Below are 25146 nucleotides of genomic sequence, written 5' to 3' on the forward strand. Positions count from 1 at the left end.
TTGCGAACTCAACTGTGCAAGGTGCACCGTTATTCAGGCAGCGCGTCAAAACGGTTTATGCTGCAGCGCAGAATTATGGTATAGTCTCACGGTAAAACTCTCGTCACGAGATCCGTTTCAGACTGAGGCAGTGCTATGCAAGACATCGTAATTCGCCGACTTCGAAGACATGATCACGCTTTAATTTCAAGCCATTTCAACAGCTTGGATGAGGACGTATTGCTTTCGCGCTTTGGCACACCTGTTCAGCCGCAGGGGGTGCAAGACTACCTGTCCAATATGTTTGCCGACGCAGCATTTGTTTTCGGAGCTTTCCCGGATTCTTGTCTACGCGGCGTGGGAGAATTGCGTCTGATACCTGACCACAAATACCACGTCGCCGAAGCGGCATTTACTGTTGAAAAAGCTTGGCAAGATCAAGGGATTGGAGATGCGTTGCTATCCCGCCTCATTACGATCGCTCAAAACCGAGGGATCAGAGAAGTCCATATGCTATGCCTTGCGACCAATCAGAAAATGAGACGCCTGGCCGCAAAGCACAACGCAGAGCTAACCCTTGTACCGGGTCAGGTCGAGGCGACCCTGACCACACCATGGCCCACCCCTTTCAGCATGGCCAAAGAAATCACAAGTGAGTACCGCGCATTTGCACGCGCAGTTCTCAGTTGGCCGAACCCGACACAGGCTTCTCAAGAGGGTCAGGACTGATCCGGGTCTTCTTTCCCGACGCCGCGAAAAACGAACTTGAACGGCAAAGCCCAAAGAACGCCAAGTACGACATAGACCAGAAGCTCAACCCAGATCGGGGGGCGATCCAGCCAGTTCACAACCGTCACCACAGCCACAATGTACAGCGGCAAGCCAATAACAAGGATCACCAGAGACCACCGCCGACGCGCCTTGTAACTCAGTCCCGGTTTCTTTTCCTCGGCCATCAGTCGGCAAACGGGTCTGTCACCAAAATGGTGTCGTCCCGCTCCGGGCTGGTGGACAAAAGCGCCACTGGGCATTCAATCAGTTCTTCCACACGACGTACGTATTTGATCGCGTTGGCCGGAAGTTCGGCCCAGCTGCGCGCGCCTTCCGTCGATTCGCTCCACCCCGGCATTTCTTCATAGATGGGGGTGCACCGTGCCTGTTGATCGGCCGCGGTGGGCAGATAGTCCAGCCGTTCGCCATCCAGCTCATATCCGGTGCAGATTTTCAGCGTTTCAAACCCATCCAAAACATCCAGCTTTGTCAGAGAGATGCCGTTCACGCCGCTGGTCGCACAGGTCTGGCGCACCAGACAGGCGTCGAACCAGCCGCAGCGACGTTTGCGGCCTGTCACCGTTCCAAATTCGTGCCCCCGGGTTCCAAGGCGATGGCCGTCGTCGTCGTCCAGCTCTGTTGGGAACGGGCCTTCGCCGACGCGGGTGGTGTAGGCTTTGACGATACCCAGAACAAAATCAACCGATCCAGGCCCGATTCCCACGCCGGTGGCGGCCTGCCCGGCGATCACATTGGACGAGGTCACAAATGGATAGGTTCCGAAATCGATGTCCAACAGAGCACCTTGCGCCCCTTCGAACAAAATGCGTTTGCCCGCCTTGCGCTTTTCGTTCAGCACTTTCCAGACCGGAGCGGCAAAGGGAAGGATTTCCTGCGCGATCTCCTTTAGTTGTGCAATCAGGGCGTCCCTGTCGACAGGCTCAATGCCCAGACCTTTGCGCAACGGATCATGGTGCTGCAACGCACGATCCACCCGGGCCTCAAGCGTTGCCTCATCCGCCAGGTCAGCCACACGGACCGAACGGCGCCCAACCTTGTCTTCATATGCAGGGCCAATTCCGCGACCGGTGGTTCCGATCTTGGTGCCTTTGCTGGCAGCTTCTTCCCGCGCACGGTCCAATTCACCATGGATTGGCAGGATCAATGGCGTATTCTCGGCGATCATCAATGTCTCGGGCGTGATCTCAACGCCCTGCTGACGGATCGAGGCAATCTCGTTTACCAGATGCCAGGGGTCCAATACGACACCGTTGCCAATAACACTCAGTTTACCGCCGCGCACAACCCCCGACGGAAGGGCATTCAACTTGTAGACCTCACCATCAATCACCAGCGTATGACCGGCATTATGCCCGCCCTGAAAACGCGCGATCACGTCCGCCCGTTCGCTGAGCCAGTCGACAATCTTGCCTTTTCCTTCGTCGCCCCATTGAGCGCCGACAACAACCACGTTGGCCATATCCGGTCCTTTTCGTGCTGAGTAATCAAACTCGGCTCGTATAGCCGGGCACAAACGGCAGGGAAACCGATTTTTCGCCGCAGATTGAAATCGCGCGAATGCGCGATGCCTCCGGCAGAGGTATTTGGGGCCAGATGAAGACGGATCCCCAGCTTCATCTGGCTAGAAATACCTCGGGGGAGTCGCCCGGAACGGGCGGCGGGGGCAGAGCCCCCGAACAATGGTCAACGCAGATGCACCGGATGCCCGTGGGGTGTCGTCAGATAAGCCTCTTCCCACGCCCGGTGCAGGTCAGTCACATCCTGTGGCAGAGCGGCACCCTGCTCGGCGAGCATGTCCTCAAGTGTTTCCAACCAAGCGTGAAAATAGTCGTCGCCACCATCCAGTTCCCGCGCAAAGCCATGACGCTTGAGTGTATTCGAGAATCGATTTGCCCAGTCGGACCAACCGAACCGACCAGCCTCGTTCAGGGCAACGGTGACAGCAAAGACCTGCGCGTGCCAGGGTTCGGCAAAGACAGGTTCCGGGGCCGTATGGATGACGCATTCGCTCATGCTGGAACCAGATAGCTTTGCCACAAATCCAGCACCACTTCGTCTTTGGGATGTTCTGGGTTGATCCACAGTTCAGACGCCGGGAAGGCCACTGCATACAGCGGTTCAGGTGCTTCGCCCAAACCGTGGGCGTTTGCGTCGGGTAAAACGTGCGTCCCATGCAAACGCAGGATTCGCCCTTTGGCGCCTGATGCGTAGATCGGCAAACGGGTATGGCCCCCATCCACAAGCCGGTTTGCAGCAGGTCGATTCGTGATGACGTCTTGCCCAACAGAGTACAGCACCGCGACGTTCGACGGTCTGTCCGCTGGTCCACCTTTAGCCAAAGCAGCAGAAACGGCTTCGGCTTTAAGCACTTTCTCGGTCAGCGGGTGTGCTCTCTCCTCACCGCCACCCCGCAGGTCATCCAAACTGAGAACACCTTTTTCAACCAGCAGGTCGGCTAGGCCAGAGATCCATTTTTCGTAATATGAAAATCGCGCGTAGTCTTTTGGAGACAGCCGTTCGCGCGCATGTCGCGACACATCGATGTTCCACTGCCCCAGAAACCCTGCGGCAAGTGTCACCGCCAATGCCCGAGCGTGCCACTCTTCGGCAAAAACCGGCGCGCCCTCTGCTTCTGGATCAATCGGGCCATCTCCAAAACGGCCGCCCATGTCATGAACGCGGGTCATGAGGACACCATGGGAAGGCCGGTACCGATCATGCTGTCGCGTGTCACCAGCGCGGCAAGTTCGTCTTCGCTCATCCCTTCTGTGCCTTCAGGTCGCATGGGCAGAACGAGGTAGCGAATCTCGGCAGTCGAATCCCAAACCCGCACAGATGTACCCTCGGGCAGAGTGACGTCAAATTCGGCTAGCACTTTACGCGGTTCGCGCACGGCGCGGGCACGGTAGGCGTCAGACTTATACCAGCCGGGCGGGATACCCAGCAATGGCCACGGGTAGCAACTGCACAAGGTGCAGACGACCATGTTGTGCTGGTCGGGTGTGTTCTCAACAACCACCATGTGCTCGCCTTGCCGACCGTAATAACCAAGATCCGCCACAACGGGTGTGGCATCTTCCAATAAAGCCGCCTTAAACACAGGATCGTTCCATGCTTTGGCAACAACCCGCGCGCCATTTTGCGGTCCAATCTTGTTTTGATACGTGTCGATGATTTCATCCAGCGCAGCCGGATCGATCAGCCCTTTACGGGTCAGAATCGTTTCCAGCGCCTTGACGCGCAAAGCGGGTTCCGGTGGTAACAATGCGTGCGGGTGGTCGTGGTCGTCATGTGGCATACGGCGCAGCCTGCGTCACGCATTGGTGTTCTGTCCAGTCCCGTTGCCGTGATATGATGTATCACGTGTGGTGATGTGAACTCCTGACTTGCCCCCGCGGACAAACTTGCATAAGTACCACGCGATACACGCCACGCTGTACAGGACCACCATGGAAAACGTCGTTCTCATCATCCACCTTCTGTTGGCCTTGGGCCTGATTGCCGTTGTTCTGATGCAGCGGTCCGAAGGCGGTGGCCTTGGCATGGGCGGCGGCGGTGGCGGCGCAATGACGGGTCGCGCAGCGGCAACCGCCTTGGGCAAGCTGACCTGGATTCTGGCGGCCTGCTTTATCGTGACCTCGATCACACTGACCATCCTCGCGGCTCAGAAGTCGTCGGGCAGTTCGGTGATCGACCGTCTGGGCGTTCCGGCTCCGGCTTCCACCGAAGAAAGCACTCCGGCGATTCCGTCGGCAGATGATCTTCTGCCACCGGCACAGGGCGACAACGCGCCACTGATCCCGCAAGCGGACTGATCCACAAAACCTAGAAACCTGAAAGAGGACTGCAACAGCATCTTGCGGTTCTCTTGCGCTTTTGGCGCGAATCCTTTATACGTGAAGTCCCGTGATGCAGCGGTTTTTCGGAACCGTCGGGCAGCTGATTTTGACGTCTCACGGGAGCAGCCGAAAAACTATGGCGCGTTTTATTTTCATCACTGGTGGTGTGGTTTCGTCCTTGGGCAAAGGACTGGCTTCGGCGGCTTTGGGATCGCTGCTGCAAGCGCGGGGGTACTCCGTTCGCCTGCGCAAGCTGGACCCCTATCTGAACGTCGACCCAGGCACAATGTCGCCTTTCGAACACGGCGAGGTTTTTGTCACCGACGATGGGGCCGAAACCGATCTGGACCTTGGCCACTATGAACGCTTCACCGGCGTAGCAGCGCGGAAAACCGACTCGGTCAGTTCGGGGCGGATTTATTCGAATGTGCTCGAGAAAGAGCGCCGTGGCGATTACCTGGGCAAAACCATTCAGGTCATCCCGCACGTCACCAATGAGATCAAGGATTTCATCGCCATCGGCGAAGATGAGGTTGATTTCATGCTGTGTGAGATCGGCGGCACCGTCGGCGACATCGAGGGCCTGCCCTTTTTTGAAGCCATCCGTCAGTTCAGCCAGGACAAGCCGCGCGGTCAGTGTATCTTTATGCACCTCACATTGCTGCCCTACATCAAAGCGTCGGGTGAGTTGAAAACCAAGCCGACCCAGCACTCGGTGAAAGAGCTGCGGTCGATCGGTCTGGCACCCGATATTCTGGTCTGCCGGTCTGAAGGTCCGATCCCGACGAAAGAGCGCGAGAAACTGGCGCTGTTCTGTAATGTCCGCCCCGACAGCGTGATCGCGGCGCAGGACCTGAGCACCATCTATGACGCTCCGTTGGCTTATCACCGGGAAGGTCTGGATCAGGCGGTGCTGGACGCGTTCCAGATCAGCCCTGCCCCGAAACCCGATCTGGCCAAATGGGAAGACGTCAGTGACCGCATCCACAATGCCGAAGGTGAGGTCAAAGTTGCCATCGTCGGCAAATACACTCAGCTTGAAGACGCCTATAAGTCAATTGCCGAGGCGCTGACCCATGGTGGTATGGCCAATCGGGTTAAGGTGAAAATCGAGTGGGTCGATGCCGAGGTGTTCGACACAGAAGACGCGGCCCCGCATCTGGAAGGCTTCCACGCGATCCTTGTCCCCGGTGGATTTGGCGAACGCGGCACCGAAGGCAAGATCAAGGCTGCTCAGTATGCGCGCGAACACAAGGTCCCCTATCTGGGCATTTGTTTGGGCATGCAGATGGCGGTGATCGAGGCGGCGCGAAATGCCGCTGGCATCACCGAGGCGGGTTCAGAGGAATTCGACCACGAGGCCGGGAAAAAACGTTTCGAGCCAGTTGTTTATCACCTGAAAGAGTGGGTACAGGGCAACCACAAGGTTGAACGCAAAGTCGGCGACGACAAAGGCGGCACCATGCGGTTGGGCGCGTACAACGCGGTTCTGGCCGAAGGATCCAAAGTTGCCGGCGTCTATGGCAGCACCCAGATCGAGGAACGCCACCGTCACCGCTATGAGGTCGACATCAAGTATCGCGAACAGCTTGAGAAGGCGGGCCTGAACTTTTCAGGCATGTCGCCGGACGGCCGTTTGCCCGAAATCGTGGAATGGTCAGATCATCCGTGGTTCATCGGCGTTCAGTACCACCCGGAACTGAAGTCCAAGCCTTTTGACCCGCACCCGCTGTTCCGCGATTTTGTGCGCGCTGCAAAAGACACCTCGCGTCTGGTGTAATCCGCCGCTGTGTCGGTCTGTCACCCCCACGTTGTTTTGTGGGGGCTGACCTCTTAACTGTATGAGGATGCGAAGTTTCTGCTTCGCGCCTTGGATACAGTTCAGAGATTCAGGAGATTTCCGATGAGCAACGCAACAACGATCACCAACCTCCAACAAGCACTGCATATGGAGCTGACGGCGGCGCATCAGTATCAGCTGCACGCCCATGTGCTAGAAGACTGGGGCCTTGATATTCTAGCCGAAAAGATGCGGGGCGAAATGCAGGAAGAGTTGGGCCACTCTGACGCGTTTATCGAGCGCATCCTGTTTCTGGGTGGCGTGCCCGAGCTTTCGTTTCAGAAAAGCCCGGCCGCGGCAGGTTCTTTGGAAGAGATGTTCTCTGCCGATCTGAAAGACGAAACCGAAGCTGTTGATTTCTATACCCAAGCCGCGCTGCAAGCAGCTGAAGTCGGCGATGTCGGTTCACGTACGCTGTTCGAACGCATTTTGTTGGAAGAGGAAGGTCATAAGGACTGGCTGGACACTCAACTGAGCTTGCTGAAGCGTCTGGGCGAAGCCAATTTCAGTGCGAAATTCGTATCTGGGGCAGCGGACGAGGCATAGGCTGCTTACATTCGGCTTGCCGCAAATCACCCGCATAGCTCAGTCCGATAGGAATTGAGCGATGCAGGGCCCGTCACCTCAAAGTGACGTATCAAAGGAAAAAAAACCTACTCGGTCGGACATCGTAACGTTAACTGTTGGTCACGTTACAACAGGAGAGTTCCGATGGCCGACCAGATCCAGAACGCGAAAACCTTCACCAGCCTTCACAAACAGGGCGATCCGGTCATCCTTTTCAACATCTGGGACGCAGGCAGCGCCGGTGCGGTTCGGGATGCCGGTGCGCAGGCAATTGCGACTGGCAGCGCCCCGGTTGCCATGGCTCAGGGGTTCAGCGACGGACAAAACGTCCCGCTTGAGGCTGCCTTGGACAACGCTCGCCGCATTGTGGCAGCAGTCGATCTGCCGGTGACACTGGATTTCGAAGGCGCTTATGCCGAAGACGCGCAGGGTATTTCAGAAAACGTGAAACGCGCTCTGGATTGCGGTGTGGTTGGTTTCAACTTCGAAGATCAGATTATTGGCGGCGCGGGGCTTTATGATGTGGCGGTTCAGGCCAAGCGCGTCGAAGCCATGCGAGAGGCGTGCGACAGCACGGGCATCCCCGCTTATGTCAATGCGCGCACCGATATCTTTCTCAAAGCTCCTGCAGAGACCCACAGCGAGGCTATGCTGGACGATGCCATCACGCGGGCCGCGTCCTATGAAGCGGCCGGTGCCAGCGGCTTTTTTGCACCGGGCCTGAAAGACGAAGCTTTGATTGGTCGTTTGTGCGAAGCAACTAACTTGCCGGTTAACATCATCGCCCTGCCCGGCACGCCTGCTACGTCCAAGCTGGCTGAACTGGGCGTTGCTCGTGTCAGTTACGGGCCTGTGCCCTATCGTCAGATGATCAAATGGCTGACCGAGCAGGCGCAGGCGGCTTTGAACTATGAAGGCTAAGCGCCGTTGGTGGGATGGCATTGCCTTCGGTCAGTATTTCCCTCATCTCTTGGTTGAACGCATCAAACGATGAATGCAAGTTCATAGCGGCCTGCTGTCGATCGGCAATCTTGTGATCATTCAGGTCTATGGCAGGTAGTCTTCGCTTGGCGGACCACAAAATATGGAATAACCTGACCTTATGTTGAAAAAGTTCTTTCAGGCGCTCAGACCGCCTCAACATAAACACCTGCCCGATCCGGATGCCGAGCTTGCCCTGGGCGCGCTCATGGTGCGTGTGGCGCAGGCGGACCGGGACTACAAACTGGAAGAGATCAGTTTGATCGACAAAATTCTGGCCCGCCTTTACCAGCATAACGCGATTGAAGCCGCTAAAGTGCGTGCGACTTGCGAAAAGCTTCACGCAGCTGCGCCGGAAACGGATACCTTTGGCAAGCTGATCCGCGAAACGACCGACTTGAAGGAACGTCTGGCCGCGCTGGATGCGCTTTGGGAAGTTGTTCTGGCTGATGGCAGCACAGACGAAGGCGAAATGAAAATCGTCGAAGAAGCCCGCGTCGCCATGGGGTTGAGCTTCAACGACAGTAAGGCCGCACGTGAACGCGTTCAAAGCCGCTTGGATGTGAGGTAGGCGCTCGCTATATCTATCCCATGTTCAGTGACTTTCTTTCCAGGCTCACGCAGCCTCAGCCCGACCCGCTTGTCGAAGACGACGCCCGCCTTGCCCTGACGGCCCTGCTGGTGCGTCTGGCCCGTTCTGACAATGATTATTCCGATACCGAGATGGCGCGGATCGACCGCATTTCGGCGGAACGCTTTGGCCTGTCGCCGTTCGAAAGCGCTGCATTGCGCGCGCAGGCCGAGGATTTGGAGGCCGAAGCCCCCGACACGGTCCGCTTTACCCGTGCCATCAAAGAGGCTGTCGCCTATGAGGACCGGCTGGCCGTGGTCCAGGCCCTGTGGTCCGTAGCGCTTGCTGACGGTCATCGCACTGGCGAAGAAGATTCTCTGCTGCGTCTCGTGGTCAGCCTGTTGGGTGTAAGCGACGTGGATTCGGCCTTGGCGCGCCAAAGGGCTGCAAAATCGTGATTGCAATGCTTGGCATGTACGACATGCCTGCGCTTCAAGCTGCCAATGACCGGTTCTGGGGGCTGATACGCAATCATCTGGGTTTCGGCCCGGATCACCTGACCCGAGATCAGGACATGTGGGAGGTCTGGCAGGACCCGAATCTGATATTGGCTCAGACCTGTGGGATGCCGTATCGAACCCGACTACATGGTCATGTGCAATTGATTGGAACGCCAGATTATGGCCTGCCCGATTGTCCGGCTGGCCATTACTGCTCGGTTTTTGTCAAACGTCGGGATGACGCCCGCGATCTACCAGATCTGGCGAACGGCACCTTTGCCTATAACGAGGCCCTATCTCAGTCCGGTTGGGCGGCCCCAATCACGCATTTGACAAAGTTGAATCTGTGCCCCGCTGCAGTTTTGGAAACCGGCGGGCACGCGCTATCGGCGCAAGCCGTGGCCGAGGGACAAGCCGACTTTGCCGCGTTGGATGCGTTAACATGGCATCTGCTGCAGGATCACACTGACCTGAATGACCGCGTGCAAGAGGTGACGAGGACCGCGCCGACCCCAACGTTGCCCTTCATTACCGCACAAGGGCAAAACGCTGCGCAAATCGCGCATGCCGTTCGCGCAGCCATTGAAAGCCTAGAGGACGCGGATCGACAACAGCTGTACCTGCGGGGCCTAGTGGACATTCCGGCGTCCGATTACCTGTCTGTTCCCAACCCACCGACCCCAAACGCCTTACTTTCGAACAGCTGACCAAATTGTCGAATGCATTTGGCCATTTTGGGCGTTTGAGGTCTTGATTCTGTCATTTGCGCATTGCATTGACCTATTTTTTCGGTCCTAGTACCGCACCAACACCACCAACCACTGGACTGCCCGTGACAGAAACCGCTCCCGTCATCGAAATCAAAAACCTTCACAAAAGCTTCGGCAATCTCGAGGTGTTGAAAGGGGTGGATATCACGGCTCATCGGGGCGACGTGGTCTCGCTGATCGGATCATCGGGATCCGGAAAATCGACGCTGCTGCGCTGCTGCAACCTTTTGGAAGACAGTCAGCAGGGTGAAATTCTTTTCAAGGGTGAACCAGTCAAATGGTCTGGTGAAGGCCATTCGCGCCGTCCGGCGGACCCCAAGCAAGTCATGCGCATTCGCACCAATCTGTCGATGGTGTTTCAGCAATTCAATCTTTGGGCGCATATGACCATCCTACAAAATGTGATGGAGGCCCCAGTGACCGTTTTGGGCCGTGACCGGGCCGAAGTGGAAGACAGCGCACGAAGGTACCTGGACAAAGTGGGCATTGGTGACAAATGCGATGTCTACCCGGCCCAATTGTCCGGTGGTCAGCAACAGCGTGCAGCCATTGCGCGTGGCCTTTGCATGGAACCCGAGGCGCTGCTGTTCGACGAACCAACCTCGGCACTGGATCCCGAGCTTGAACAAGAGGTCATCAAGGTGATTAAGGATCTGGCCTCCGAAGGGCGCACCATGATCATCGTGACCCACGACATGAAAATGGCCGCCGACATCTCAAGCCACGTGGTGTTTCTGCACCAGGGCCTTATCGAGGAAGAAGGCACGCCCGAAGATATCTTTACGTCACCCGAATCCGAACGGCTTCGGGGCTTTCTCTCCGCCACTCAGGCGGCTTAACTTCAAATACAGAACCAAACTGGGGAGTAACCAATGAAAAACCTGATTCTGTCCACCGCGGCACTGGCGCTGACTGCCGGTATCGCCATGGCCGACACCGTCCGCATGGGCACCGAGGGCGCCTACCCTCCGTATAACTTCATCAACGACGCCGGTGAGATCGACGGTTTCGAGCGTGAGGTCGGCGACGAGCTGTGCAAACGCGCAAACCTGGAGTGTGAGTGGGTTAAGAACGACTGGGATTCGATCATTCCGAACCTAGTGTCGGGCAACTACGACACCATCATCGCTGGCATGTCGATCACCGACGAGCGTGACGAGGTTATCGATTTCACCCAGAACTACTTCCCGCCTGCGGCTTCGGCCTACGTCGGTGCAGCGGAAGGCGTTGATGTTGCCGGTGGTATCGTCGCCGCGCAAACCGCAACCATTCAGGCCGGTCACGTAGCCGAATCCGGCGCGACTTTGGTTGAATTCGCAACCCCGGAAGAAACCATCGCAGCCGTACGTAACGGTGAAGCCGACGCGGTCTTTGCTGACAAGGACTTCCTGGTGCCGATCGTTGAGGAGTCGGGCGGTGAGCTGGTTTTCGTAGGCGATGACGTGCCTCTGGGCGGCGGTATTGGCCTGGGCATCCGTGAATCGGATGGCGAACTGCGTGGTAAGTTCGACGAAGCAATCACGTCGATGAAAGCAGACGGTTCGCTGAACGAACTGATCGTCAAGTGGTTCGGCGAAGGCGTGCCGACCTACAACGCTGACGGTTCGGTCGTTACAAACTAATCCGTATCAAGCGGTTCGGCGCGTTTGTCGCGCCGAACCTGGCCCGTCAGAAACGCGGGCACGACGTTCGAAAGACGCTACATGTTTTCCTTTTGCGCTGATCCAGACACGCTCGGAACATTCCGTTGGTTTTCTTGTTACCTGACCAACGGTGTCCACTGGTCCTTCTACTTATCTTTCCTCAAAGTATTGGGATTGCTGGCCGTGACCGCGCCTGTTGCGTTGGCGTTTGGCTTTATGGGTGCAATGGCAGCCCGGTCGCATTTCCCACCACTAAGCTGGCTGGGAAAAGGGTACATCGCCATTGTGCGCGGCGTCCCCGACATCGCATTCTTCCTGTTTTTTGTCATTGCCCTGGATCAGGCGTTCGAATGGACGCGGCATAAAATCCTGTGCCCCGAATGGACCGACCCGATCCGTCAGGGAAATGACTTCATCGTGTGTCAGGCGGCCAAGCTGCCATTGGGAACAGCGCCGGAATGGGTGCATGAAACTTATGGGTTCTTTCTGGCCATCATCACTTTCTCAATCGTTTTCGGGGCCTTTGCCGCCAACGTCCTGTTCGGCGGTATGCGGGCTGTTCCACACGCGCAACTTGAAACAGCCGAAGCCTATGGCATGACCCGTCGTCAGACTTTCTGGCGCATCCTTGTGCCGCAGATGTGGGTCTATGCCCTGCCCGGCCTGTCGAACCTGTGGATGGTACTGATCAAGGCGACGCCGCTTCTGTTCCTGCTGGGGATCGAGGATATCGTCTATTGGGCGCGCGAGCTTGGTGGCACCAAGACCTCCAGATTCACACAATATCCCCACGGCGACTGGCGCATGTGGTACTTCCTGTTCCTGCTGATTTTCTATTTGGGTATGACCCGCGTATCCGAGATTGGATTGGAAAAACTGATGCGCAAGCTGTCGCACGGACAGGCCACCTCGGGCGGTGAATTGCTACGCAAGGAGACCACGGCATGAGCTGCTTGCAGACCATTCAGGACTATGGCCTCCGTTCTCTTGGCATTGGCGAGCGCCTGTTGCCCAAGAACGATTTCACCCTGTGCGAGCAGTTTACTCTGATCGGGTCAGGTATGATCTGGAATGTGTATTTCGGGATCATGGCACTGGCGACCGGTTTCTTTCTGGCCACCGCCCTGGCGGTCGGCAAAGCCTCGACGAACAAGTGGCTGCGAAAACCTTCGGAATGGTTCATCTTCCTGTTCCGTGGCTCGCCCTTGTTTATCCAGTTCTTCTTTGCCTACTTCTTCTTCCTGTCGCTAAAGAAATCCTACCCCATGTTTGACGCCTTCACCTCAGCCTGGCTGGGGGCGCTGATCGTGCTCTTCCTGAACACCGCTGCCTATTCGGGCGAAATCTTCTATGGTGCGCTCAGATCCATTCCCAAAGGCGATATTGAGGCCGCAGATGCCTATGGCATGACCGGTTGGGCTCGTTTCCGCCGGATCGTCTGGCCAACTATGCTGCGCCTGGCGTGGCCCGCTTATACAAACGAGGCCATCTTTCTGTTCCACGCCACCACGCTGGTTTTCTTCTCGGCTTTCCCAGCCTGGCAACAACGCGGAGACGCGCTGTATTACGCCAGCTACTTTGCCGACAAGACGTTCAACCCGTTCGTTCCATATCCGATTCTGGCGTTCTATTTCATTCTGCTGACATTGGTGATCGTCTGGGGTTTTGGCATGATCAACAAGCGCTTGAACCGGCATCTTCCAGTGGCCAGACAAACCAAGATGCGTTTCAAACTGAACCTCGCGCGCTGATCTTCAGCGCGCGCATCGCATCAACTTTCAAGGCCATTCCAATGGCGTAACGCGTGCAGTCGCATGAAAACAAACCTGTTTTGAGAGAAGTGGTACCGCCTCCCTGGCTTGAACAGGGGACCTCTGGATCCACAATCCAGCGCTCTAACCAACTGAGCTAAGGCGGCACTCGTGAGGGGCGATGTACCGAACGCGCCGGGGGAATGCAAGAGGATTAAAGCCGAAATTTCCAGCTTTGTTCGACAAGATCGACCCCAAAGGAATGCACCGATTTGCTGTCTGTCAGTTCCCACCCAAACGCCTTGTACAGCGCACATGCCGCCCTGTGGCTTTCATGGGTCCACAGAACCATTTCCTGATAACCGGCGTCCCTTGCAAAGCCTGTACAGGCTTCCAGCAGCCGTTTCCCAACCCCATGACCGCGTGCCTCGGGGACAACCAGAAACAAGCGCAGTTTTGCGGTGTGTTGATCGACACCTACACAAAAAATGCTGCCCAGCCGTCGCCCGCCCTGCTCTGCAATCCACCCCTTTTCGCGGGTGGGATCGTGGGATGCGATGAACTCGTCAAGGATACGTGCAACCAAAGGCGCGAAACTGTCGTCAAACCCTTCATCGCGCGCATAGAGCGTACCGTGCTGTTCGACCAGCCAGGCGGCGTCGTCAGGTTGAAAGGTTCTGAGTATGACATCATCCATGATTTATCTGACCGCAAAGGTGACTTGATTCTCAACCCTGCGCGCGCTAGCAGGAATGCTCAGTCTCGGAGGCACAGATGGGCATCAATACCGAACGCGACATTCAGGCGAATCTGCAAATCGGCCCAACCGATCAGGGTATGGTACGCTTGTTCATCGAAGCTGACGGTGTGGAAATTCCGATGGATTTCGACCCGGAAGAAGCCGAAGAAATCGCGGATGAGATCCGCGCAGCTGTCCAAGCCGCTCTGGCCGTCAAAGGCTGACGCTAAAGCCGCGGATCGCGCAGCGCGTGCAGACGACGTGCTGCATCTGTTGCAAACTTCTGGATCATCTTCTTCCGCCGTGCCGGGGCCAATTTGTCCTCAGGAGACATGCGCACAATTTCTGCGTCATACGCGTCGGCGATGATCAAACCGGTTTCCGCGGGCAAAAGATCGACCGGAAAATCAGTGTCGACAGCCCAGAAAAACCTATCACACCACTCCAAATAGCCCTGCCATTTCGAATCTGACTGATAATCCGCCCGGCTGGATTTGCATTCGATTACCCAAAGCTCACCCTTGGGGCCTAACCCCATCACATCGACGCGCAAGCCGCGTGCCGGGACAAATTCCTCAACAGATACAAAACCATGCGTCGCAAGGTGTCGCGCGACACCCCGCGCCAGTTTCTGTCCAGGTTGCAAATCCAAAACCATTTCTCAAATGTGAACAATTGGTGAACAAAAGTAAAGCGTCCCTTCAGACTTGACATGATACCTTTTGGTACTGCATTAATATGATACCAAATGGTATCTCATTTGAGGGTGCTTATGGAAAACCAAACTCAAAACGCGTTTCGTGCGCTGGCTGATCCAACCCGCAGGGACATCGTGCAACTGCTTGCAGTTCAGGACATGACAATCGGGCAATTGACCGACCGGTTCGACATGACCCGAGCTGCGGTCAAGAAACACCTGACTGTTCTTTCTGACGGTGGCTTGATCTCGGTCGAAGTGCGCGGTCGGGAACGCATTAATCGACTTGAACCACTGGGGATGGCCCCTGTTCTGGATTGGCTCAGCTATTTTGACCAGTTCTGGGGCGACCGCCTCAACTCTCTCAAGGAAGCTGTTGAAAGGAAATCAAAATGACCGATTCTGTATTGAAGAAATCAATATTCCTCAGGGCCGAACCGGAAACCGTATGGGCTTATCTTACAGACCCTGGCCATTTGGCGGAATGGTTTCACAAACCGGAACGGCCGTTGGTCGAAGGTCAAAAGCTTGAGATGTTTGGCACCACAAGCGGCGACTTGCTGATCTGGGGCGAAGTTCGCGTCGCTAAGCCTCCCAAATATCTTGAATACACGTTCACAGTGAAACCTATGGGCGATGCTGTAAGCACCGTGAAATGGACCTTGGAGCCTGTGGCCGGTGGTACGCGTCTTGATCTGCTGCACGAAGGCTTGCCGCAGGGTGCCGATGCCTTCGAACTGATCCTGGCCTTGGACAAAGGGTGGGACGAACACTTTGGCAAGATGCGCGTGGCATTGCACGAAACTGTTGATGCCTGACCCCTTGTGCGAACCCGCCAGACACCCTAGTTAAACGCGTGGCGGGTTCTGCCCTTCTTGTGACAGGTAGCATTCTGGTGGCCTTAAGCAATTCCGAGGGGGCTGGCTCTGTTCAGGTCCTGGCCTGATTACCTGGCGCCCACCTGTACATACAGGTCCTCGGGAATCACACCGCACGGTTGACTGGTGGTCCCGCCGCAATTTTCCCTGAATTTCAGCGCTCTGCGCGGGCTTCCTGCTTGGCAAGTGCAGGCTTGAAGCTGTGCACGACAGGCGATCCACGCCGTGGACCACCGGGCTTTTCGGCCATGCTCATGATCTTGTAGGCAAATTGCACCCCGGCAAAGACGATGCCATTCATGAACCAGATCATGACCAGCGCGATCAGGCCGATTTCCGAGCCGGTGATCAGGTGGCGCAGATTCGCCACGTTCAGCGCCAATAGTACGCCGACAAACACTGCCGAGATGACAAAACCCCAAGCGACTTGCGTGATATACAGACGGATCAGTTTCGGCATCGTATCTCTCCTTGCGCTGATATCAGAAGTCTAGCGCTTGGGAGGCGACGGTAAAGGCGTCAGAACGCCTCGGGCTGAGCCTCACGTGCCATGTGGTCCAATACGGCGTTGACGAATTTGGGCTCTTTGCCCTCGGGGAAGAAGGCACGCGCAACGTCAACGAACTCGGTGATGACCACTTTGGGCGGCGTGTCGCTTTGGGTCAGCTCTGCCCCAGCTGCGCGGAACAAGGCACGCAATGTCGGGTCAATACGCGCAATCGGCCATTTGGCAACCAGAGCGCGGTCGGTCATCTGATCGATCGGCGCTTGAAAGTTCACCGCGTTGTCGACCAGCGACCGAAACACGCTGATATCGCCGTCCAGCATTTCTTCGCCCTCATAGACGGCGCCAAAACGGTGATCCAGAAACTCATTCACGACGGCTTCCGTCGTCTGGCCCGTTTGCTCCATCTGGAACAGCGCCTGCACGGCATAAAGCCGGGCGGCGGATTTCATCAGGCGTTTCTGGTTGGCCGGCTTCGGCGCGTCTGTCTGGGTCATGCTGTCGTGGGTCCGTTGTTGTCGCCCGCCACAAGGATGGACTCGGACGGCGGCTTGAAACCAACGCCCTTTTTGGAAGAGCCCCACTTACGGCTGAGTGCGATCAGATGCAAGGCCGCAGCAGCAGCCCCGCCGCCTTTATTCATCTTTTCTGGATTGGCGCGGACTTCGGCCTGTTCGTCATTCTCAACCGTCAGGATGCCATTGCCGATGCACAGCCCTTGCAGACCCATCAATTGGATCGCGCGGCTCGAGTCGTTGCAGACGGTCTCATAATGCGTGGTCTCGCCACGAATGACGCAGCCCAGCGCGACATAGCCGTCGAAATTGCACTGGCGATCGGCCATCGCGATGGCGGTCGGGATCTCCAGCGCGCCCGGAACCTCAACCACCTCGCAGGTACCGCCGGCCGCTTCGATCTCGGCCTTGGCTCCGGCGATCAGGTTGTCGGCAATCGCGCGATAGAACGGGGCCGCCACGATCAACAGCTTCACCGGCTTGTCGAAACTGGGTGTCGGCAGAATGCCGTATTTGTCTTGTTCAGCCATAATCAGTCTTCCTTCAGGATCGAACGGGTGCCCACGATGGACAGGCCAAACGCGTCGAGCCCCAAATACACGGTTTCAGGCGAGTCGGTCAGCAGCACCAGCTCCTGAATGCCCATCTTGGACAGGATCTGCGCGCCCAGACCAGTTTGCTTGATGGTGCGTGGGCCATCATCATCGATGGCATAAAGCGAGTTGCGTGGTTGCCGGAACAGGCAGACGACACCGCGCCCTTCTTCGGCGATCTTTTCCATCGCACGGGGCAACTCGCGCGAAGATTTCGGCCCGAGGCCCAGGATATCCGGCGCTTCGTGCAGCGCGTGCGTGCGGGTCAGAACCGGTTCGGGCGTGGCGATGTCGCCTTTGATCATCACGACATGTTCGATGCCATGAGTCTGGTCCGTGAAAATCCGCATTTCCCATTCGCCGCCATACTCAGACGTAACAGTCTGACGCGATGTTTCCACCACCAGATTGTCGTTGCGCGAACGATAGCTAATCAGGTCGCTGATCGTGCCGATCTTCATGTTATGCTCTTGCGCAAACTCAACCAGGTCAGGCAGACGCGCCATGGTGCCGTCGGGCTTCATGATCTCGCAGATTACGCCGGACGGGTTCAACCCTGCCAGACGCGAGATATCAACGGCTGCCTCTGTATGGCCCGCGCGTACCAGCACCCCACCCCGCTTGGCCCGCAATGGGAAGATATGGCCGGGCGTCGCGATATGCGCCATTGTGTTCTGCTCATTGATCGCGGTGGCCACGGTCAGCGCACGATCAGCAGCGGAAATTCCAGTGCTGACGCCTTCGCGCGCTTCAATCGATACGGTGAAGGCCGTCTCGTGCCGGGACGAGTTGTTGACGGCCATCATCGGCAGCCCCAGCGCATCCACGCGTTCGGCTGTCATCGGCAGACAGATCAGGCCGCGCCCATGGGTCGCCATGAAGTTGATTGCCTCGGCATCGGCGAATTCAGCGGCAATGACCAGATCACCTTCATTCTCACGATCTTCGTGGTCGACGAGGATATACATCCGGCCGGCACGCGCTTCTTCGATGATGTCTTCGATCGGGCTGATCGCGTCGCGCAGCTGGGCCTCGACCGGTCCTGGGGTTTCAAAGCTCATGGGGCAGCCTTTCAGATGGCATGTTTGCACGGCGGCATAGACCACTCAGACCCCAAAGGCCAGCCTGCAAACGGCGCAGATCGGGCGCGACGCGACGTATCAGGACATCTCGGCCAAACGCGCGACGTAGCGGGCCAGCGTATCGATCTCAAGGTTGACACGATCACCTACATGAACGTCGCCCCAGGTGGTCACCTCTTTGGTATGCGGAATGAAGTTGATACCAAAATCGCAATCATTCACATCGTTGACCGTCAGAGAGGTTCCGTTCAGCGCAACCGATCCCTTTGGGGCGATAAACCGCGCCAAGTCTTTGGGCGCGCGCAGAGTCACACGGGTGCTGTCGCCTTCATCTTCGACGGCAACAACCTCGGCCACCCCGTCCACGTGACCGGACACGATATGGCCACCCAACTCGTCGCCGACCTTCAGCGCACGTTCAAGATTGACGCGTTTACCAACAGTCCACGTATCCAGGTTGGTTTTCGACACAGTTTCAGCGCTTATCTGTACATCATACCAATCATCCCCCAGTGCAATCACGGTCAGGCACACGCCATCACTGGCAATCGAAGCCCCGATATCAATACCGGACGTGTCATAGGCTGTTTTGATCCGTGCGCGCAGGTCTCCCTTCTGCTCCAGTTCAGTGACGGTGCCCATGTCGGTTACGATCCCTGTAAACATTCCGTTAACCCTCAGTCCCTACGCTGTACGTGTCTCACCGCCGAGGTAAGCCTATCAGACCGCGCGAGCAAGCCCTGCCTTGCCGTGCCTCGCCCAAACGGGCATAGTTTCGACAATAAAACCAAACGAGCAGTCCAAATGCAGCATACGCCCTTAGATCCAAAAGATCGCGTATTCCTGTTTCTGCAGGGACCACATGGGCCGTTTTTCTCGGCGCTGGGAAAAATGCTGCGCGCCGCTGGGGCTCAGGTCTGGCGCGTTGGGTTCAATGCCGGTGATCAGGCATTCTGGTTCGAAAAGGCAAGCTTTTTACCGTTCCTAGAACGACAAGAAAACTGGCCTGATACCCTTTGCCGGATCATGGAGGATAAGGGCGTTACCGATATCGTACTGTACGGGGACACCCGCCCGGTTCACGCTCAGGCAGTTCAAATTGCGAAGGCGCGTGGCGTTATAGTTCATGTGTTCGAGGAGGGTTATCTGCGCCCATGGTGGATCACTTATGAGCGCAACGGGTCAAACGGGAACTCTCGGCTCATGTCCCTGGATGCCGAACAAATGCAGCAGGCTTTGGAAGTCGCGGACAGCAAATCGCCTCCACCGCCCTCACATTGGGGGGATATGCGGCAGCATATCTTCTACGGCGCCCTCTATCATTGGTTCGTAATGTTCCGGAACGGGCGATACAAAAACTTCCGCCGACATAGGGAACTGCCCGTATCACAAGAGTTCAGACTTTACTTCAAACGCCTGATTTTGATGCCTTTTCACCGGCTGCGCCGCAGCGTTGCAACGGCTCAGGTCAGACGGGGCGGTTATCCTTATCACCTTGTCTTGCTGCAGTTGGGGCATGACAGCTCAGTCCAGGCACATTCCGGGTATTCTGGCATGTGTGAATTCCTGGATCACGTGATCGAAGGCTTCGCGCAAGGCGCACCAGCCCATCACAGGTTGGTCATCAAAGAACACCCGCTGGAAAACCACCGAGAGCCCTTGCGCCGTCACGCGATGGAAAGCGCCAGAAGAAATGGCATCCGGGACAGAATTCACTATGTGCCCGGCGGTAAGCTTGCCAAGCTTCTGGACGATGCGAACTCGGCTGTCACCGTAAACTCGACGGCAGGTCAGCAGGTCTTGTGGCGCGGCATTCCGCTGCGAACATTCGGGCGGTCGGTTTATGAGAAGCCGGAATTTGTGTCGCAGCAACCTATCGCTGCCTTTTTCGCGGCCCCCAAGCACCCGGACAGCGATGCCTACAGGTGTTACCGGCAGTTCCTTCTGGAGACCAGTCAAGTGCCCGGCGGGTTCTATTCCCGACGTGGTCGACGGCAGGCTTTGCGACGTGCCGCAGATATGATGTTGACGGCCACCGACCCCTATCAATCGATCCTCAACAAGAACGCGGCCCGGACGCCACAGTTGAAAATCGTTGAAGGACACGGCCACTCTGTGACTGGAAGTTAAGCGCCTGACCCGCTAATCTGCGCCCAAGTAAAAAAAGACTGAGGATATTCGGCAGTGAACATCTCTCCTATGCGTTGGATGCGGGGGGCTTCCCTTGTGGCCGCAATCGGCCTTCTGGCGGCGTGCCAGCTTCCGAAATCCGGACCGAACAAATCCGAAATTCTGGCGGGAGCCGTTCAAAACGGCGGCAACGCATTTGTTGTCGAAGTCGATGACCGGGTGACGCGTGCCACGTCCTCGACCCCGCAATACGGCTTTTCCTCGTCGTTTAGCAGCGCCCAGACGTTGACTGCTGATACCGTGCGCCCCGGCGACGTCCTTAGCCTGACCATCTGGGAAAACGTTGACGATGGCCTTCTGTCCAGCGAAACGGGTGCAGCAACGGCGTTGGACGAGGTGCAGGTCGACAGCGAGGGTTTCATCTTTGTCCCCTATGCAGGTCGTTTGCGGGCTGCCGGAAACACACCGGAACAACTGCGTGTTCTGATCACAAACAAGTTGCAGGAACAGACGCCAGACCCTCAGGTCGAAGTACGACGCGCTGCTGGCGACGGGTCTACTGTCTCGCTGACCGGCACAGTCGCAGCACCCGGCATCTACCCAATCGAGCGGCCGACCCGGTCCTTGCTGGGTATGCTGTCTCAGGCGGGTGGCGTCTCGGTGGCGTCTGACATTGCACTGGTGACCCTGATCCGTGGAGGCCAAAAGGGCACCGTCTGGTACGAAGATTTGTACCGGAACCCCAAGCTGGACGTAGCCTTGCGCGGTGGTGACAGGATCCTCGTGGAAGAAGACAGCAGGTCTTACATCGCCCTCGGCGCCACTGGCGGCCAATCCCGCGTGGCATTTGAAAGCCAGGACTTGTCCGCGCTCGAAGCCCTTGCCCAGGTGGGCGGCCTCCTAACTCTGTCGTCGGATCCAACAGGCATCTTCATCCTGCGCAAGGAACGCGAGAGCGTGGCCCGGAGCATCACAGGCCGTGCTGATCTGAAGGGTGATCAGCGCATGATTTACCTGCTGAACCTGACCTCACCCAACGGTCTGTTCATCGCGCGCGACTTCGTAATCCGCGACGATGACACGATCTACGTGACTGAAGCGCCCTACGCACAGTGGAGCAAATCGATCTCGCTTATTGCAGGTGGCCTGACGCCAATTGCGAATGTTGCCACGCTGACTGGCAACTGATGCATGATACCTGACACCGACAAAGCAACCGGGGCCAGTCGCACCCGGTTGTTTGTCTATAACGGCGGGTTTTTGACGCAAAAGCGTCTCAAGAGAATACTGTCTCTGACTGGCTTTGATATTCGTTTGGGCATCCCCCAGAGCGAAGATTGCGTGGGCGTCTGGGGCAACAGTCCCACGGCTCATCGAGGCTTGAGGGTCGCCGAAAAGCACGAAGTTCCAGTTCTGCGCATCGAAGATGCGCTTCTCAGGTCACTGCATCCCGGACGCGAAGGCGAACCGCCGCTGGGTCTGCTTCTGGATCGCTCGGGCTTGCATTTCGATGCGTCACGACCGTCCGATCTTGAGAAGATTCTGATCAACGATCCGTTGGACAACACCGCTCTGCTCAATCGCGCGCGCGCAGCAATCGAACGGATCAAGGAATTGCACCTCAGCAAATATTCCGCATTTGATCTGGACGAGGCTCCTCCAGATCCCGGCTACGTACTGGTCGTCGATCAAACGGTGGGAGACGCTGCAGTCACAGCCAGCGGAGCGGACCGGGCTCGTTTCCTTGAAATGCTGTTTGTCGCGCAAGAAGAAAACCCTGGCGCACAGATACTAATCAAGACACATCCGGAAACGCAGGCGGGTCATCGCCAAGGGCATTTCACCGATCAGGATCTTTCAGATCGGATCTCGCTGTTCGACGCCCCGATCAGCCCTTGGCCACTGTTGGAAGGTGCTGTCGCCGTTTATACAGTGTCCTCTCAACTGGGGTTCGAAGCCATCCTGGCCGGGCACAAACCGCGTGTGTTTGGTCAACCCTTCTATGCTGGTTGGGGCCTGACGCAGGACGAAAACCCGATTGCGCGTCGCCAACGCAACCTGACCCGCGCGCAACTTTTCGCTGCAGCTATGCTGCTGTACCCCACATGGTACGATCCATACCGGGACGAGATCTGCGATCTGGAGATGGCGCTGGACACGCTTGAAGCTCAAACCCGCGCCTGGCGTCAGGACCATAAAGGCTGGACTGCCTCGGGCATGCGTCTGTGGAAACGCAAACACATGCAGCAGATTTTTGGGCGGCACGGAAAACTAAGATTCACATCCGCGCAGCCAGAACACTCAGATCGCCCGCATATGGTCTGGGCCAGTCAGGCAAGAAACACCGAAGGAGCGGTGCGGGTTGAAGACGGGTTCCTCAGGTCGCGCGGATTGGGGGCGGAACTGGTGCCTCCACTGTCATTGGTCACGGACGAAATCGGCATCTATTACGACCCCACAAAACCCAGCCGGTTGGAGGACCTGATCAGCCTGCGCGAAACACTGCGCCCAGATCAGGAGATGCGTGCCGAACGCCTGCTAGAGCGGCTATTGGCTGAGGGATTGAGCAAGTACAACACGGGCCAACCCGCCCCTACCTTGCCTGAAGGGCACCGCATCCTGGTTCCCGGACAGGTCGAGGATGATGCTTCGATCCTGTTGGGCACAGGCGCAGTGCGCAGCAATATGGATTTGCTGCAAGCTGCTCGCGACGCCAACCCAAACGCGATCCTGATCTACAAGCCACATCCCGACGTCGAGGCCGGATTGCGTGAAGGCAAGATTGACGCAACGGTCTTGGCAGACGTTGTCGTACCCCACACGGATCCCGCTGCGTTGCTGACCCAAGTTCAGGAAGTTTGGACAATGACCTCGCTTTTGGGGTTCGAAGCTTTGTTGCGCAGGGTAAAGGTGACAACCCTTGGCGCACCTTTCTATGCCGGGTGGGGCTTGACCACAGACCTTGGGGTCGTTCCAGCCCGTCGGGGCGCAAGACCGTCATTGTTGGGTTTGGTCCACGCCACGCTGATCGACTATCCCCGCTATTTCGATCCTGTTACCGGTCAAGCCTGCCCTGTCGAAGTAGCAGTCGAGCGTCTGTCACAGGGAAACGCCGCTGCGACAGGTCCGATCAATCGATTGCTTTCAAAACTCCAGGGTGCGTTCGCAACGCATGCTCATTTTTGGCGCTAGACTAACGCAGGGGGTTTGCGCCAACGGTGCAGGATATCGTCCCCCACAACCTGCGTTTCGATAAGCTCGAACCGCGGCGCGGCTTCAAGTGTTTCAAACCCCAAGGTTCCAACGGATGAAAGCCCGTCGGCCCCGATTGTCAGACCGGCCGTAAAGCCAACCAGTTCATCCACCAAATCCTCGGCCAGAAGCGAAGCCGCAAGTGCTGCTCCGCCTTCACAGAACACGCTTGTCAGACCGGCCTGCCCCAATTGCTGAAGCAGATCCAGCGCGTCGATATGGTGGTCTTTCAAGGCGCACGGGATGAGCTTTGCCCCAAGCCCTTCCCAAGCGCGTGCACGCTCGGCATCGGGGTGATGCGCATGACAGAGCCAGACTGGCGTTTTCGAGGCTGTGCGCGCCAACTGCCCCATCAGGGATATGTCCATGTGGCGCGATACCACTACGCGCACAGGCTGATGCGCAATACCTAGGTCCCGCACCGTCAGCGACGGGTCATCTGCGCGCGCTGTTCCTGCCCCGACCATGACCGCATCGTGACGTGCCCGCATTGCGTGAACAACGCGGCGCGCTTGTGGCCCGGTGATCCACTGACTGTGCCCTGTCGAGGTTGCAATCCGTCCATCAAAACTGCAGGCCAGTTTGAGGGTGACAAATGGCCTGCCCTGTTCGGTCTTTAAGAAAAAACCTTCCAAATCCCGTTCTGCTTGTTCTGCCAGAATACCGGTTTGAACCTCAATTCCGGCCTCACGCAGCATTGCAAAGCCCTGTCCGGCCACGCGTGGATCGCTGTCCTCAACGGCAGCAACAACACGAGATACACCTGCTGCGATCAAAGCCTCGGCACAGGGCGGGGTTTTTCCATGATGGGAACAGGGCTCTAGTGTCACGTAGGCGGTGGCGCCACGCGCAGCCTGTCCGGCTTGGGCCAAAGCCTCGGTCTCGGCATGAGGACGCCCCCCGGGCTGTGTCCAGCCACGCCCAATTATTCGGCCTTCGCGCACGACGACACACCCGACAGCCGGGTTTGGCCAGCACGTCCCTTGACCGCGCCGCCCTAAAGACAGGGCCAGCGCCATAAATCGCTTATCTGTTTCGTTCACTCGTCCGTCGGAGGCTGCGGCGGTCGCAGTTCGTGGACAAACTCCTCGAAATCATCGGCCGCCTGGAAATTCTTATACACACTCGCAAAGCGAACATAGGCGACGGTATCGATCCGCGCCAGAGCTTCCATGACAATCTCACCGATCTTGTTGGACGGAATATCCGTGTCGCCCATACTTTCCAGCCGGCGCACGATGCCCGAGATCATCTGATCGATCCGTTCCGGATCAACAGGCCGTTTCTGCATCGAGATGCGGATCGAACGCTCCAGCTTGTCGCGGTCGAAATCCTCGCGCTTACCGTTGGTTTTGATCACCACCAGATCGCGCAGTTGCACACGCTCATACGTCGTGAACCGCCCCCCACAGGCTGGACAGAACCGGCGTCGGCGAATTGCCACATGGTCCTCTGCCGGACGTGAGTCTTTTACCTGAGTGTCGATATTTCCGCAAAACGGGCAGCGCATCCGCCGTCTCCT

At 57.2% G+C, this 25146-nt stretch carries 32 protein-coding genes and 1 tRNA gene; 18 read left to right on the forward strand and 15 right to left on the reverse strand.

Annotation, left to right across the window (positions count from 1 at the left end; translation table 11 throughout):
- Window positions 1-135: 135 nt before the first annotated feature.
- On the forward strand, window positions 136-708 hold the full coding sequence (locus tag ACR3EH_RS02670) for a GNAT family N-acetyltransferase (RefSeq protein WP_171182656.1): 573 nt from the start codon (window positions 136-138) through the stop codon (window positions 706-708).
- On the opposite strand, the gene ACR3EH_RS02675 is transcribed toward ACR3EH_RS02670, so the two are convergent.
- The 5 genes from ACR3EH_RS02675 to nthA form a co-directional block, all read right to left on the reverse strand.
- Window positions 699-935: a DUF2842 domain-containing protein gene (locus tag ACR3EH_RS02675; protein WP_171089298.1), complete on the reverse strand. Its 237-nt coding sequence runs from the start codon at window positions 933-935 to the stop codon at window positions 699-701. The two genes, ACR3EH_RS02670 and ACR3EH_RS02675, sit on opposite strands and share 10 nt — an antisense overlap.
- Window positions 935-2230, reverse strand: coding sequence for an adenylosuccinate synthase (locus tag ACR3EH_RS02680; RefSeq protein ID WP_171182652.1), 1296 nt, complete (start codon window positions 2228-2230; stop codon window positions 935-937). The genes ACR3EH_RS02675 and ACR3EH_RS02680 overlap by 1 nt, the downstream gene beginning before the upstream one ends.
- Window positions 2231-2454: 224 nt before the next feature.
- Complete coding sequence (locus ACR3EH_RS02685; protein ID WP_171182650.1) at window positions 2455-2784, reverse strand: nitrile hydratase accessory protein; 330 nt, start codon at window positions 2782-2784, stop codon at window positions 2455-2457.
- Window positions 2781-3458 (reverse strand): nitrile hydratase subunit beta, encoded by a 678-nt coding sequence (nthB, locus tag ACR3EH_RS02690; protein ID WP_171675482.1) that lies wholly within the window; start codon window positions 3456-3458, stop codon window positions 2781-2783. The genes ACR3EH_RS02685 and nthB overlap by 4 nt, the downstream gene beginning before the upstream one ends.
- Window positions 3455-4069 (reverse strand): nitrile hydratase subunit alpha, encoded by a 615-nt coding sequence (gene nthA, locus ACR3EH_RS02695; protein WP_171646769.1) that lies wholly within the window; start codon window positions 4067-4069, stop codon window positions 3455-3457. Before nthA ends, nthB begins: the two co-directional genes overlap by 4 nt.
- Before the next feature lie 151 nt (window positions 4070-4220).
- On the opposite strand from nthA, the gene secG reads away from it, so the two are divergent.
- The 11 genes from secG (at window position 4221) to ACR3EH_RS02750 (ending at window position 13233) form a co-directional block, all read left to right on the forward strand.
- A complete protein-coding gene (gene secG, locus ACR3EH_RS02700) occupies window positions 4221-4586 on the forward strand; it encodes a preprotein translocase subunit SecG (RefSeq protein ID WP_171174800.1) in 366 nt (121 codons plus the stop codon).
- 160 nt (window positions 4587-4746) lie between these two features.
- Complete coding sequence (locus tag ACR3EH_RS02705) at window positions 4747-6390, forward strand: CTP synthase (protein WP_171089286.1); 1644 nt, start codon at window positions 4747-4749, stop codon at window positions 6388-6390.
- Window positions 6391-6513: 123 nt separating this feature from the next.
- The gene (locus tag ACR3EH_RS02710) at window positions 6514-6996 is read left to right on the forward strand and encodes a bacterioferritin (protein WP_171089284.1); all 483 of its coding nucleotides are present in this window, start codon (window positions 6514-6516) and stop codon (window positions 6994-6996) included.
- 165 nt (window positions 6997-7161) lie between these two features.
- A complete protein-coding gene (locus ACR3EH_RS02715; protein ID WP_171182644.1) occupies window positions 7162-7938 on the forward strand; it encodes an isocitrate lyase/PEP mutase family protein in 777 nt (258 codons plus the stop codon).
- A gap of 181 nt (window positions 7939-8119) precedes the next feature.
- Complete coding sequence (locus ACR3EH_RS02720) at window positions 8120-8569, forward strand: tellurite resistance TerB family protein (RefSeq protein WP_171182643.1); 450 nt, start codon at window positions 8120-8122, stop codon at window positions 8567-8569.
- 20 nt (window positions 8570-8589) lie between these two features.
- Window positions 8590-9027, forward strand: coding sequence for a tellurite resistance TerB family protein (locus tag ACR3EH_RS02725; RefSeq protein WP_171089278.1), 438 nt, complete (start codon window positions 8590-8592; stop codon window positions 9025-9027).
- On the forward strand, window positions 9024-9776 hold the full coding sequence (locus ACR3EH_RS02730; RefSeq protein WP_171182641.1) for a phosphate/phosphite/phosphonate ABC transporter substrate-binding protein: 753 nt from the start codon (window positions 9024-9026) through the stop codon (window positions 9774-9776). Before ACR3EH_RS02725 ends, ACR3EH_RS02730 begins: the two co-directional genes overlap by 4 nt.
- Before the next feature lie 125 nt (window positions 9777-9901).
- Window positions 9902-10678, forward strand: a complete 777-nt coding sequence (locus ACR3EH_RS02735) for an ABC transporter ATP-binding protein (RefSeq protein ID WP_171182639.1) — start codon at window positions 9902-9904, stop codon at window positions 10676-10678.
- 33 nt (window positions 10679-10711) lie between these two features.
- Window positions 10712-11461 carry a transporter substrate-binding domain-containing protein gene (locus ACR3EH_RS02740; protein WP_171089272.1) on the forward strand — a complete coding sequence of 250 codons (750 nt, stop codon included), beginning with the start codon at window positions 10712-10714 and terminating at the stop codon, window positions 11459-11461.
- An 81-nt stretch (window positions 11462-11542) separates the two neighbouring features.
- On the forward strand, window positions 11543-12430 hold the full coding sequence (locus ACR3EH_RS02745; RefSeq protein ID WP_171089270.1) for an ABC transporter permease: 888 nt from the start codon (window positions 11543-11545) through the stop codon (window positions 12428-12430).
- Window positions 12427-13233, forward strand: coding sequence for an ABC transporter permease (locus ACR3EH_RS02750; protein WP_171182637.1), 807 nt, complete (start codon window positions 12427-12429; stop codon window positions 13231-13233). The genes ACR3EH_RS02745 and ACR3EH_RS02750 overlap by 4 nt, the downstream gene beginning before the upstream one ends.
- Before the next feature lie 90 nt (window positions 13234-13323).
- Here ACR3EH_RS02750 and ACR3EH_RS02755 read toward each other — a convergent pair.
- Window positions 13324-13400: transfer RNA gene (locus ACR3EH_RS02755), tRNA-His, on the reverse strand.
- 47 nt (window positions 13401-13447) lie between these two features.
- Window positions 13448-13930, reverse strand: coding sequence for a GNAT family N-acetyltransferase (locus ACR3EH_RS02760; RefSeq protein WP_171182635.1), 483 nt, complete (start codon window positions 13928-13930; stop codon window positions 13448-13450).
- A 77-nt stretch (window positions 13931-14007) separates the two neighbouring features.
- Here ACR3EH_RS02760 and ACR3EH_RS02765 point away from each other — a divergent pair, with 77 nt between their 5' ends.
- Window positions 14008-14196: a DUF6324 family protein gene (locus ACR3EH_RS02765; RefSeq protein ID WP_171089264.1), complete on the forward strand. Its 189-nt coding sequence runs from the start codon at window positions 14008-14010 to the stop codon at window positions 14194-14196.
- Between the two features lie 2 nt (window positions 14197-14198).
- On the opposite strand, the gene ACR3EH_RS02770 is transcribed toward ACR3EH_RS02765, so the two are convergent.
- Complete coding sequence (locus ACR3EH_RS02770) at window positions 14199-14630, reverse strand: MmcB family DNA repair protein (RefSeq protein WP_171174837.1); 432 nt, start codon at window positions 14628-14630, stop codon at window positions 14199-14201.
- A gap of 114 nt (window positions 14631-14744) precedes the next feature.
- Between ACR3EH_RS02770 and ACR3EH_RS02775 the strand changes: the two genes are divergently transcribed.
- Both ACR3EH_RS02775 and ACR3EH_RS02780 read left to right on the forward strand, forming a co-directional pair.
- Window positions 14745-15065 (forward strand): ArsR/SmtB family transcription factor, encoded by a 321-nt coding sequence (locus tag ACR3EH_RS02775; RefSeq protein WP_171182633.1) that lies wholly within the window; start codon window positions 14745-14747, stop codon window positions 15063-15065.
- Window positions 15062-15487 (forward strand): SRPBCC family protein, encoded by a 426-nt coding sequence (locus ACR3EH_RS02780; protein ID WP_171182631.1) that lies wholly within the window; start codon window positions 15062-15064, stop codon window positions 15485-15487. The genes ACR3EH_RS02775 and ACR3EH_RS02780 overlap by 4 nt, the downstream gene beginning before the upstream one ends.
- 214 nt (window positions 15488-15701) lie before the next feature.
- On the opposite strand, the gene ACR3EH_RS02785 is transcribed toward ACR3EH_RS02780, so the two are convergent.
- The 5 genes from ACR3EH_RS02785 to ACR3EH_RS02805 all read right to left on the reverse strand — a co-directional run bounded on the left by ACR3EH_RS02785 (window position 15702) and on the right by ACR3EH_RS02805 (window position 18908).
- Window positions 15702-16007 carry a hypothetical protein gene (locus ACR3EH_RS02785; protein ID WP_171089256.1) on the reverse strand — a complete coding sequence of 102 codons (306 nt, stop codon included), beginning with the start codon at window positions 16005-16007 and terminating at the stop codon, window positions 15702-15704.
- Between the two features lie 59 nt (window positions 16008-16066).
- Entirely contained in the window at window positions 16067-16549 is a 483-nt protein-coding gene (nusB, locus tag ACR3EH_RS02790; protein WP_171182630.1) for a transcription antitermination factor NusB, read from the reverse strand.
- A complete protein-coding gene (locus tag ACR3EH_RS02795) occupies window positions 16546-17097 on the reverse strand; it encodes a 6,7-dimethyl-8-ribityllumazine synthase (protein ID WP_171182628.1) in 552 nt (183 codons plus the stop codon). Before ACR3EH_RS02795 ends, nusB begins: the two co-directional genes overlap by 4 nt.
- Before the next feature lie 2 nt (window positions 17098-17099).
- Window positions 17100-18221: a 3,4-dihydroxy-2-butanone-4-phosphate synthase gene (gene ribB / locus ACR3EH_RS02800; protein ID WP_171182626.1), complete on the reverse strand. Its 1122-nt coding sequence runs from the start codon at window positions 18219-18221 to the stop codon at window positions 17100-17102.
- A gap of 99 nt (window positions 18222-18320) precedes the next feature.
- Window positions 18321-18908, reverse strand: a complete 588-nt coding sequence (locus ACR3EH_RS02805) for a riboflavin synthase (RefSeq protein WP_171089247.1) — start codon at window positions 18906-18908, stop codon at window positions 18321-18323.
- A gap of 138 nt (window positions 18909-19046) precedes the next feature.
- Between ACR3EH_RS02805 and ACR3EH_RS02810 the strand changes: the two genes are divergently transcribed.
- From ACR3EH_RS02810 to ACR3EH_RS02820, 3 genes are all read left to right on the forward strand, one after another.
- Window positions 19047-20372 (forward strand): capsule biosynthesis protein, encoded by a 1326-nt coding sequence (locus ACR3EH_RS02810; protein WP_171182624.1) that lies wholly within the window; start codon window positions 19047-19049, stop codon window positions 20370-20372.
- 69 nt (window positions 20373-20441) lie between these two features.
- Window positions 20442-21560 (forward strand): polysaccharide biosynthesis/export family protein, encoded by a 1119-nt coding sequence (locus ACR3EH_RS02815; RefSeq protein WP_171183613.1) that lies wholly within the window; start codon window positions 20442-20444, stop codon window positions 21558-21560.
- A 3-nt stretch (window positions 21561-21563) separates the two neighbouring features.
- Complete coding sequence (locus ACR3EH_RS02820; RefSeq protein ID WP_171182622.1) at window positions 21564-23564, forward strand: capsular polysaccharide biosynthesis protein; 2001 nt, start codon at window positions 21564-21566, stop codon at window positions 23562-23564.
- Here the strand turns inward: ACR3EH_RS02820 and ribD are convergent.
- Window positions 23561-24667 (reverse strand): bifunctional diaminohydroxyphosphoribosylaminopyrimidine deaminase/5-amino-6-(5-phosphoribosylamino)uracil reductase RibD, encoded by a 1107-nt coding sequence (ribD, locus tag ACR3EH_RS02825; RefSeq protein WP_171675480.1) that lies wholly within the window; start codon window positions 24665-24667, stop codon window positions 23561-23563. The two genes, ACR3EH_RS02820 and ribD, sit on opposite strands and share 4 nt — an antisense overlap.
- Window positions 24664-25134 carry a transcriptional regulator NrdR gene (gene nrdR, locus ACR3EH_RS02830; RefSeq protein ID WP_050602693.1) on the reverse strand — a complete coding sequence of 157 codons (471 nt, stop codon included), beginning with the start codon at window positions 25132-25134 and terminating at the stop codon, window positions 24664-24666. The genes ribD and nrdR overlap by 4 nt, the downstream gene beginning before the upstream one ends.
- Window positions 25135-25146: the final 12 nt, after the last annotated feature.

This window comes from Ruegeria sp. BG7 (assembly GCF_056535685.1).

What these genes read in the sequence shown, in the direction of transcription:
- ACR3EH_RS02775 (WP_171182633.1), top strand. Translation starts at nt 14,745, where the DNA reads ATGGAAAACCAAACTCAAAACGCGTTTCGTGCGCTGGCTGATCCAACC.
- nthA (WP_171646769.1), bottom strand. Translation starts at nt 4,069, where the DNA reads ATGCCACATGACGACCACGACCACCCGCACGCATTGTTACCACCGGAA.
- ACR3EH_RS02740 (WP_171089272.1), top strand. Translation starts at nt 10,712, where the DNA reads ATGAAAAACCTGATTCTGTCCACCGCGGCACTGGCGCTGACTGCCGGT.
- ACR3EH_RS02785 (WP_171089256.1), bottom strand. Translation starts at nt 16,007, where the DNA reads ATGCCGAAACTGATCCGTCTGTATATCACGCAAGTCGCTTGGGGTTTT.
- secG (WP_171174800.1), top strand. Translation starts at nt 4,221, where the DNA reads ATGGAAAACGTCGTTCTCATCATCCACCTTCTGTTGGCCTTGGGCCTG.
- nusB (WP_171182630.1), bottom strand. Translation starts at nt 16,549, where the DNA reads ATGACCCAGACAGACGCGCCGAAGCCGGCCAACCAGAAACGCCTGATG.
- ACR3EH_RS02750 (WP_171182637.1), top strand. Translation starts at nt 12,427, where the DNA reads ATGAGCTGCTTGCAGACCATTCAGGACTATGGCCTCCGTTCTCTTGGC.
- nthB (WP_171675482.1), bottom strand. Translation starts at nt 3,458, where the DNA reads ATGACCCGCGTTCATGACATGGGCGGCCGTTTTGGAGATGGCCCGATT.
- ACR3EH_RS02795 (WP_171182628.1), bottom strand. Translation starts at nt 17,097, where the DNA reads ATGGCTGAACAAGACAAATACGGCATTCTGCCGACACCCAGTTTCGAC.
- ACR3EH_RS02685 (WP_171182650.1), bottom strand. Translation starts at nt 2,784, where the DNA reads ATGAGCGAATGCGTCATCCATACGGCCCCGGAACCTGTCTTTGCCGAA.
- ribB (WP_171182626.1), bottom strand. Translation starts at nt 18,221, where the DNA reads ATGAGCTTTGAAACCCCAGGACCGGTCGAGGCCCAGCTGCGCGACGCG.
- ACR3EH_RS02725 (WP_171089278.1), top strand. Translation starts at nt 8,590, where the DNA reads ATGTTCAGTGACTTTCTTTCCAGGCTCACGCAGCCTCAGCCCGACCCG.
- ACR3EH_RS02805 (WP_171089247.1), bottom strand. Translation starts at nt 18,908, where the DNA reads ATGTTTACAGGGATCGTAACCGACATGGGCACCGTCACTGAACTGGAG.
- ACR3EH_RS02670 (WP_171182656.1), top strand. Translation starts at nt 136, where the DNA reads ATGCAAGACATCGTAATTCGCCGACTTCGAAGACATGATCACGCTTTA.
- ACR3EH_RS02745 (WP_171089270.1), top strand. Translation starts at nt 11,543, where the DNA reads ATGTTTTCCTTTTGCGCTGATCCAGACACGCTCGGAACATTCCGTTGG.
- ACR3EH_RS02680 (WP_171182652.1), bottom strand. Translation starts at nt 2,230, where the DNA reads ATGGCCAACGTGGTTGTTGTCGGCGCTCAATGGGGCGACGAAGGAAAA.
- ACR3EH_RS02675 (WP_171089298.1), bottom strand. Translation starts at nt 935, where the DNA reads ATGGCCGAGGAAAAGAAACCGGGACTGAGTTACAAGGCGCGTCGGCGG.
- ACR3EH_RS02720 (WP_171182643.1), top strand. Translation starts at nt 8,120, where the DNA reads ATGTTGAAAAAGTTCTTTCAGGCGCTCAGACCGCCTCAACATAAACAC.
- ACR3EH_RS02715 (WP_171182644.1), top strand. Translation starts at nt 7,162, where the DNA reads ATGGCCGACCAGATCCAGAACGCGAAAACCTTCACCAGCCTTCACAAA.
- ACR3EH_RS02780 (WP_171182631.1), top strand. Translation starts at nt 15,062, where the DNA reads ATGACCGATTCTGTATTGAAGAAATCAATATTCCTCAGGGCCGAACCG.
- ACR3EH_RS02815 (WP_171183613.1), top strand. Translation starts at nt 20,442, where the DNA reads ATGCGTTGGATGCGGGGGGCTTCCCTTGTGGCCGCAATCGGCCTTCTG.
- ACR3EH_RS02770 (WP_171174837.1), bottom strand. Translation starts at nt 14,630, where the DNA reads ATGGTTTTGGATTTGCAACCTGGACAGAAACTGGCGCGGGGTGTCGCG.
- ACR3EH_RS02710 (WP_171089284.1), top strand. Translation starts at nt 6,514, where the DNA reads ATGAGCAACGCAACAACGATCACCAACCTCCAACAAGCACTGCATATG.
- ACR3EH_RS02765 (WP_171089264.1), top strand. Translation starts at nt 14,008, where the DNA reads ATGGGCATCAATACCGAACGCGACATTCAGGCGAATCTGCAAATCGGC.
- ACR3EH_RS02760 (WP_171182635.1), bottom strand. Translation starts at nt 13,930, where the DNA reads ATGGATGATGTCATACTCAGAACCTTTCAACCTGACGACGCCGCCTGG.
- ACR3EH_RS02810 (WP_171182624.1), top strand. Translation starts at nt 19,047, where the DNA reads ATGCAGCATACGCCCTTAGATCCAAAAGATCGCGTATTCCTGTTTCTG.
- ACR3EH_RS02705 (WP_171089286.1), top strand. Translation starts at nt 4,747, where the DNA reads ATGGCGCGTTTTATTTTCATCACTGGTGGTGTGGTTTCGTCCTTGGGC.
- nrdR (WP_050602693.1), bottom strand. Translation starts at nt 25,134, where the DNA reads ATGCGCTGCCCGTTTTGCGGAAATATCGACACTCAGGTAAAAGACTCA.
- ACR3EH_RS02820 (WP_171182622.1), top strand. Translation starts at nt 21,564, where the DNA reads ATGATACCTGACACCGACAAAGCAACCGGGGCCAGTCGCACCCGGTTG.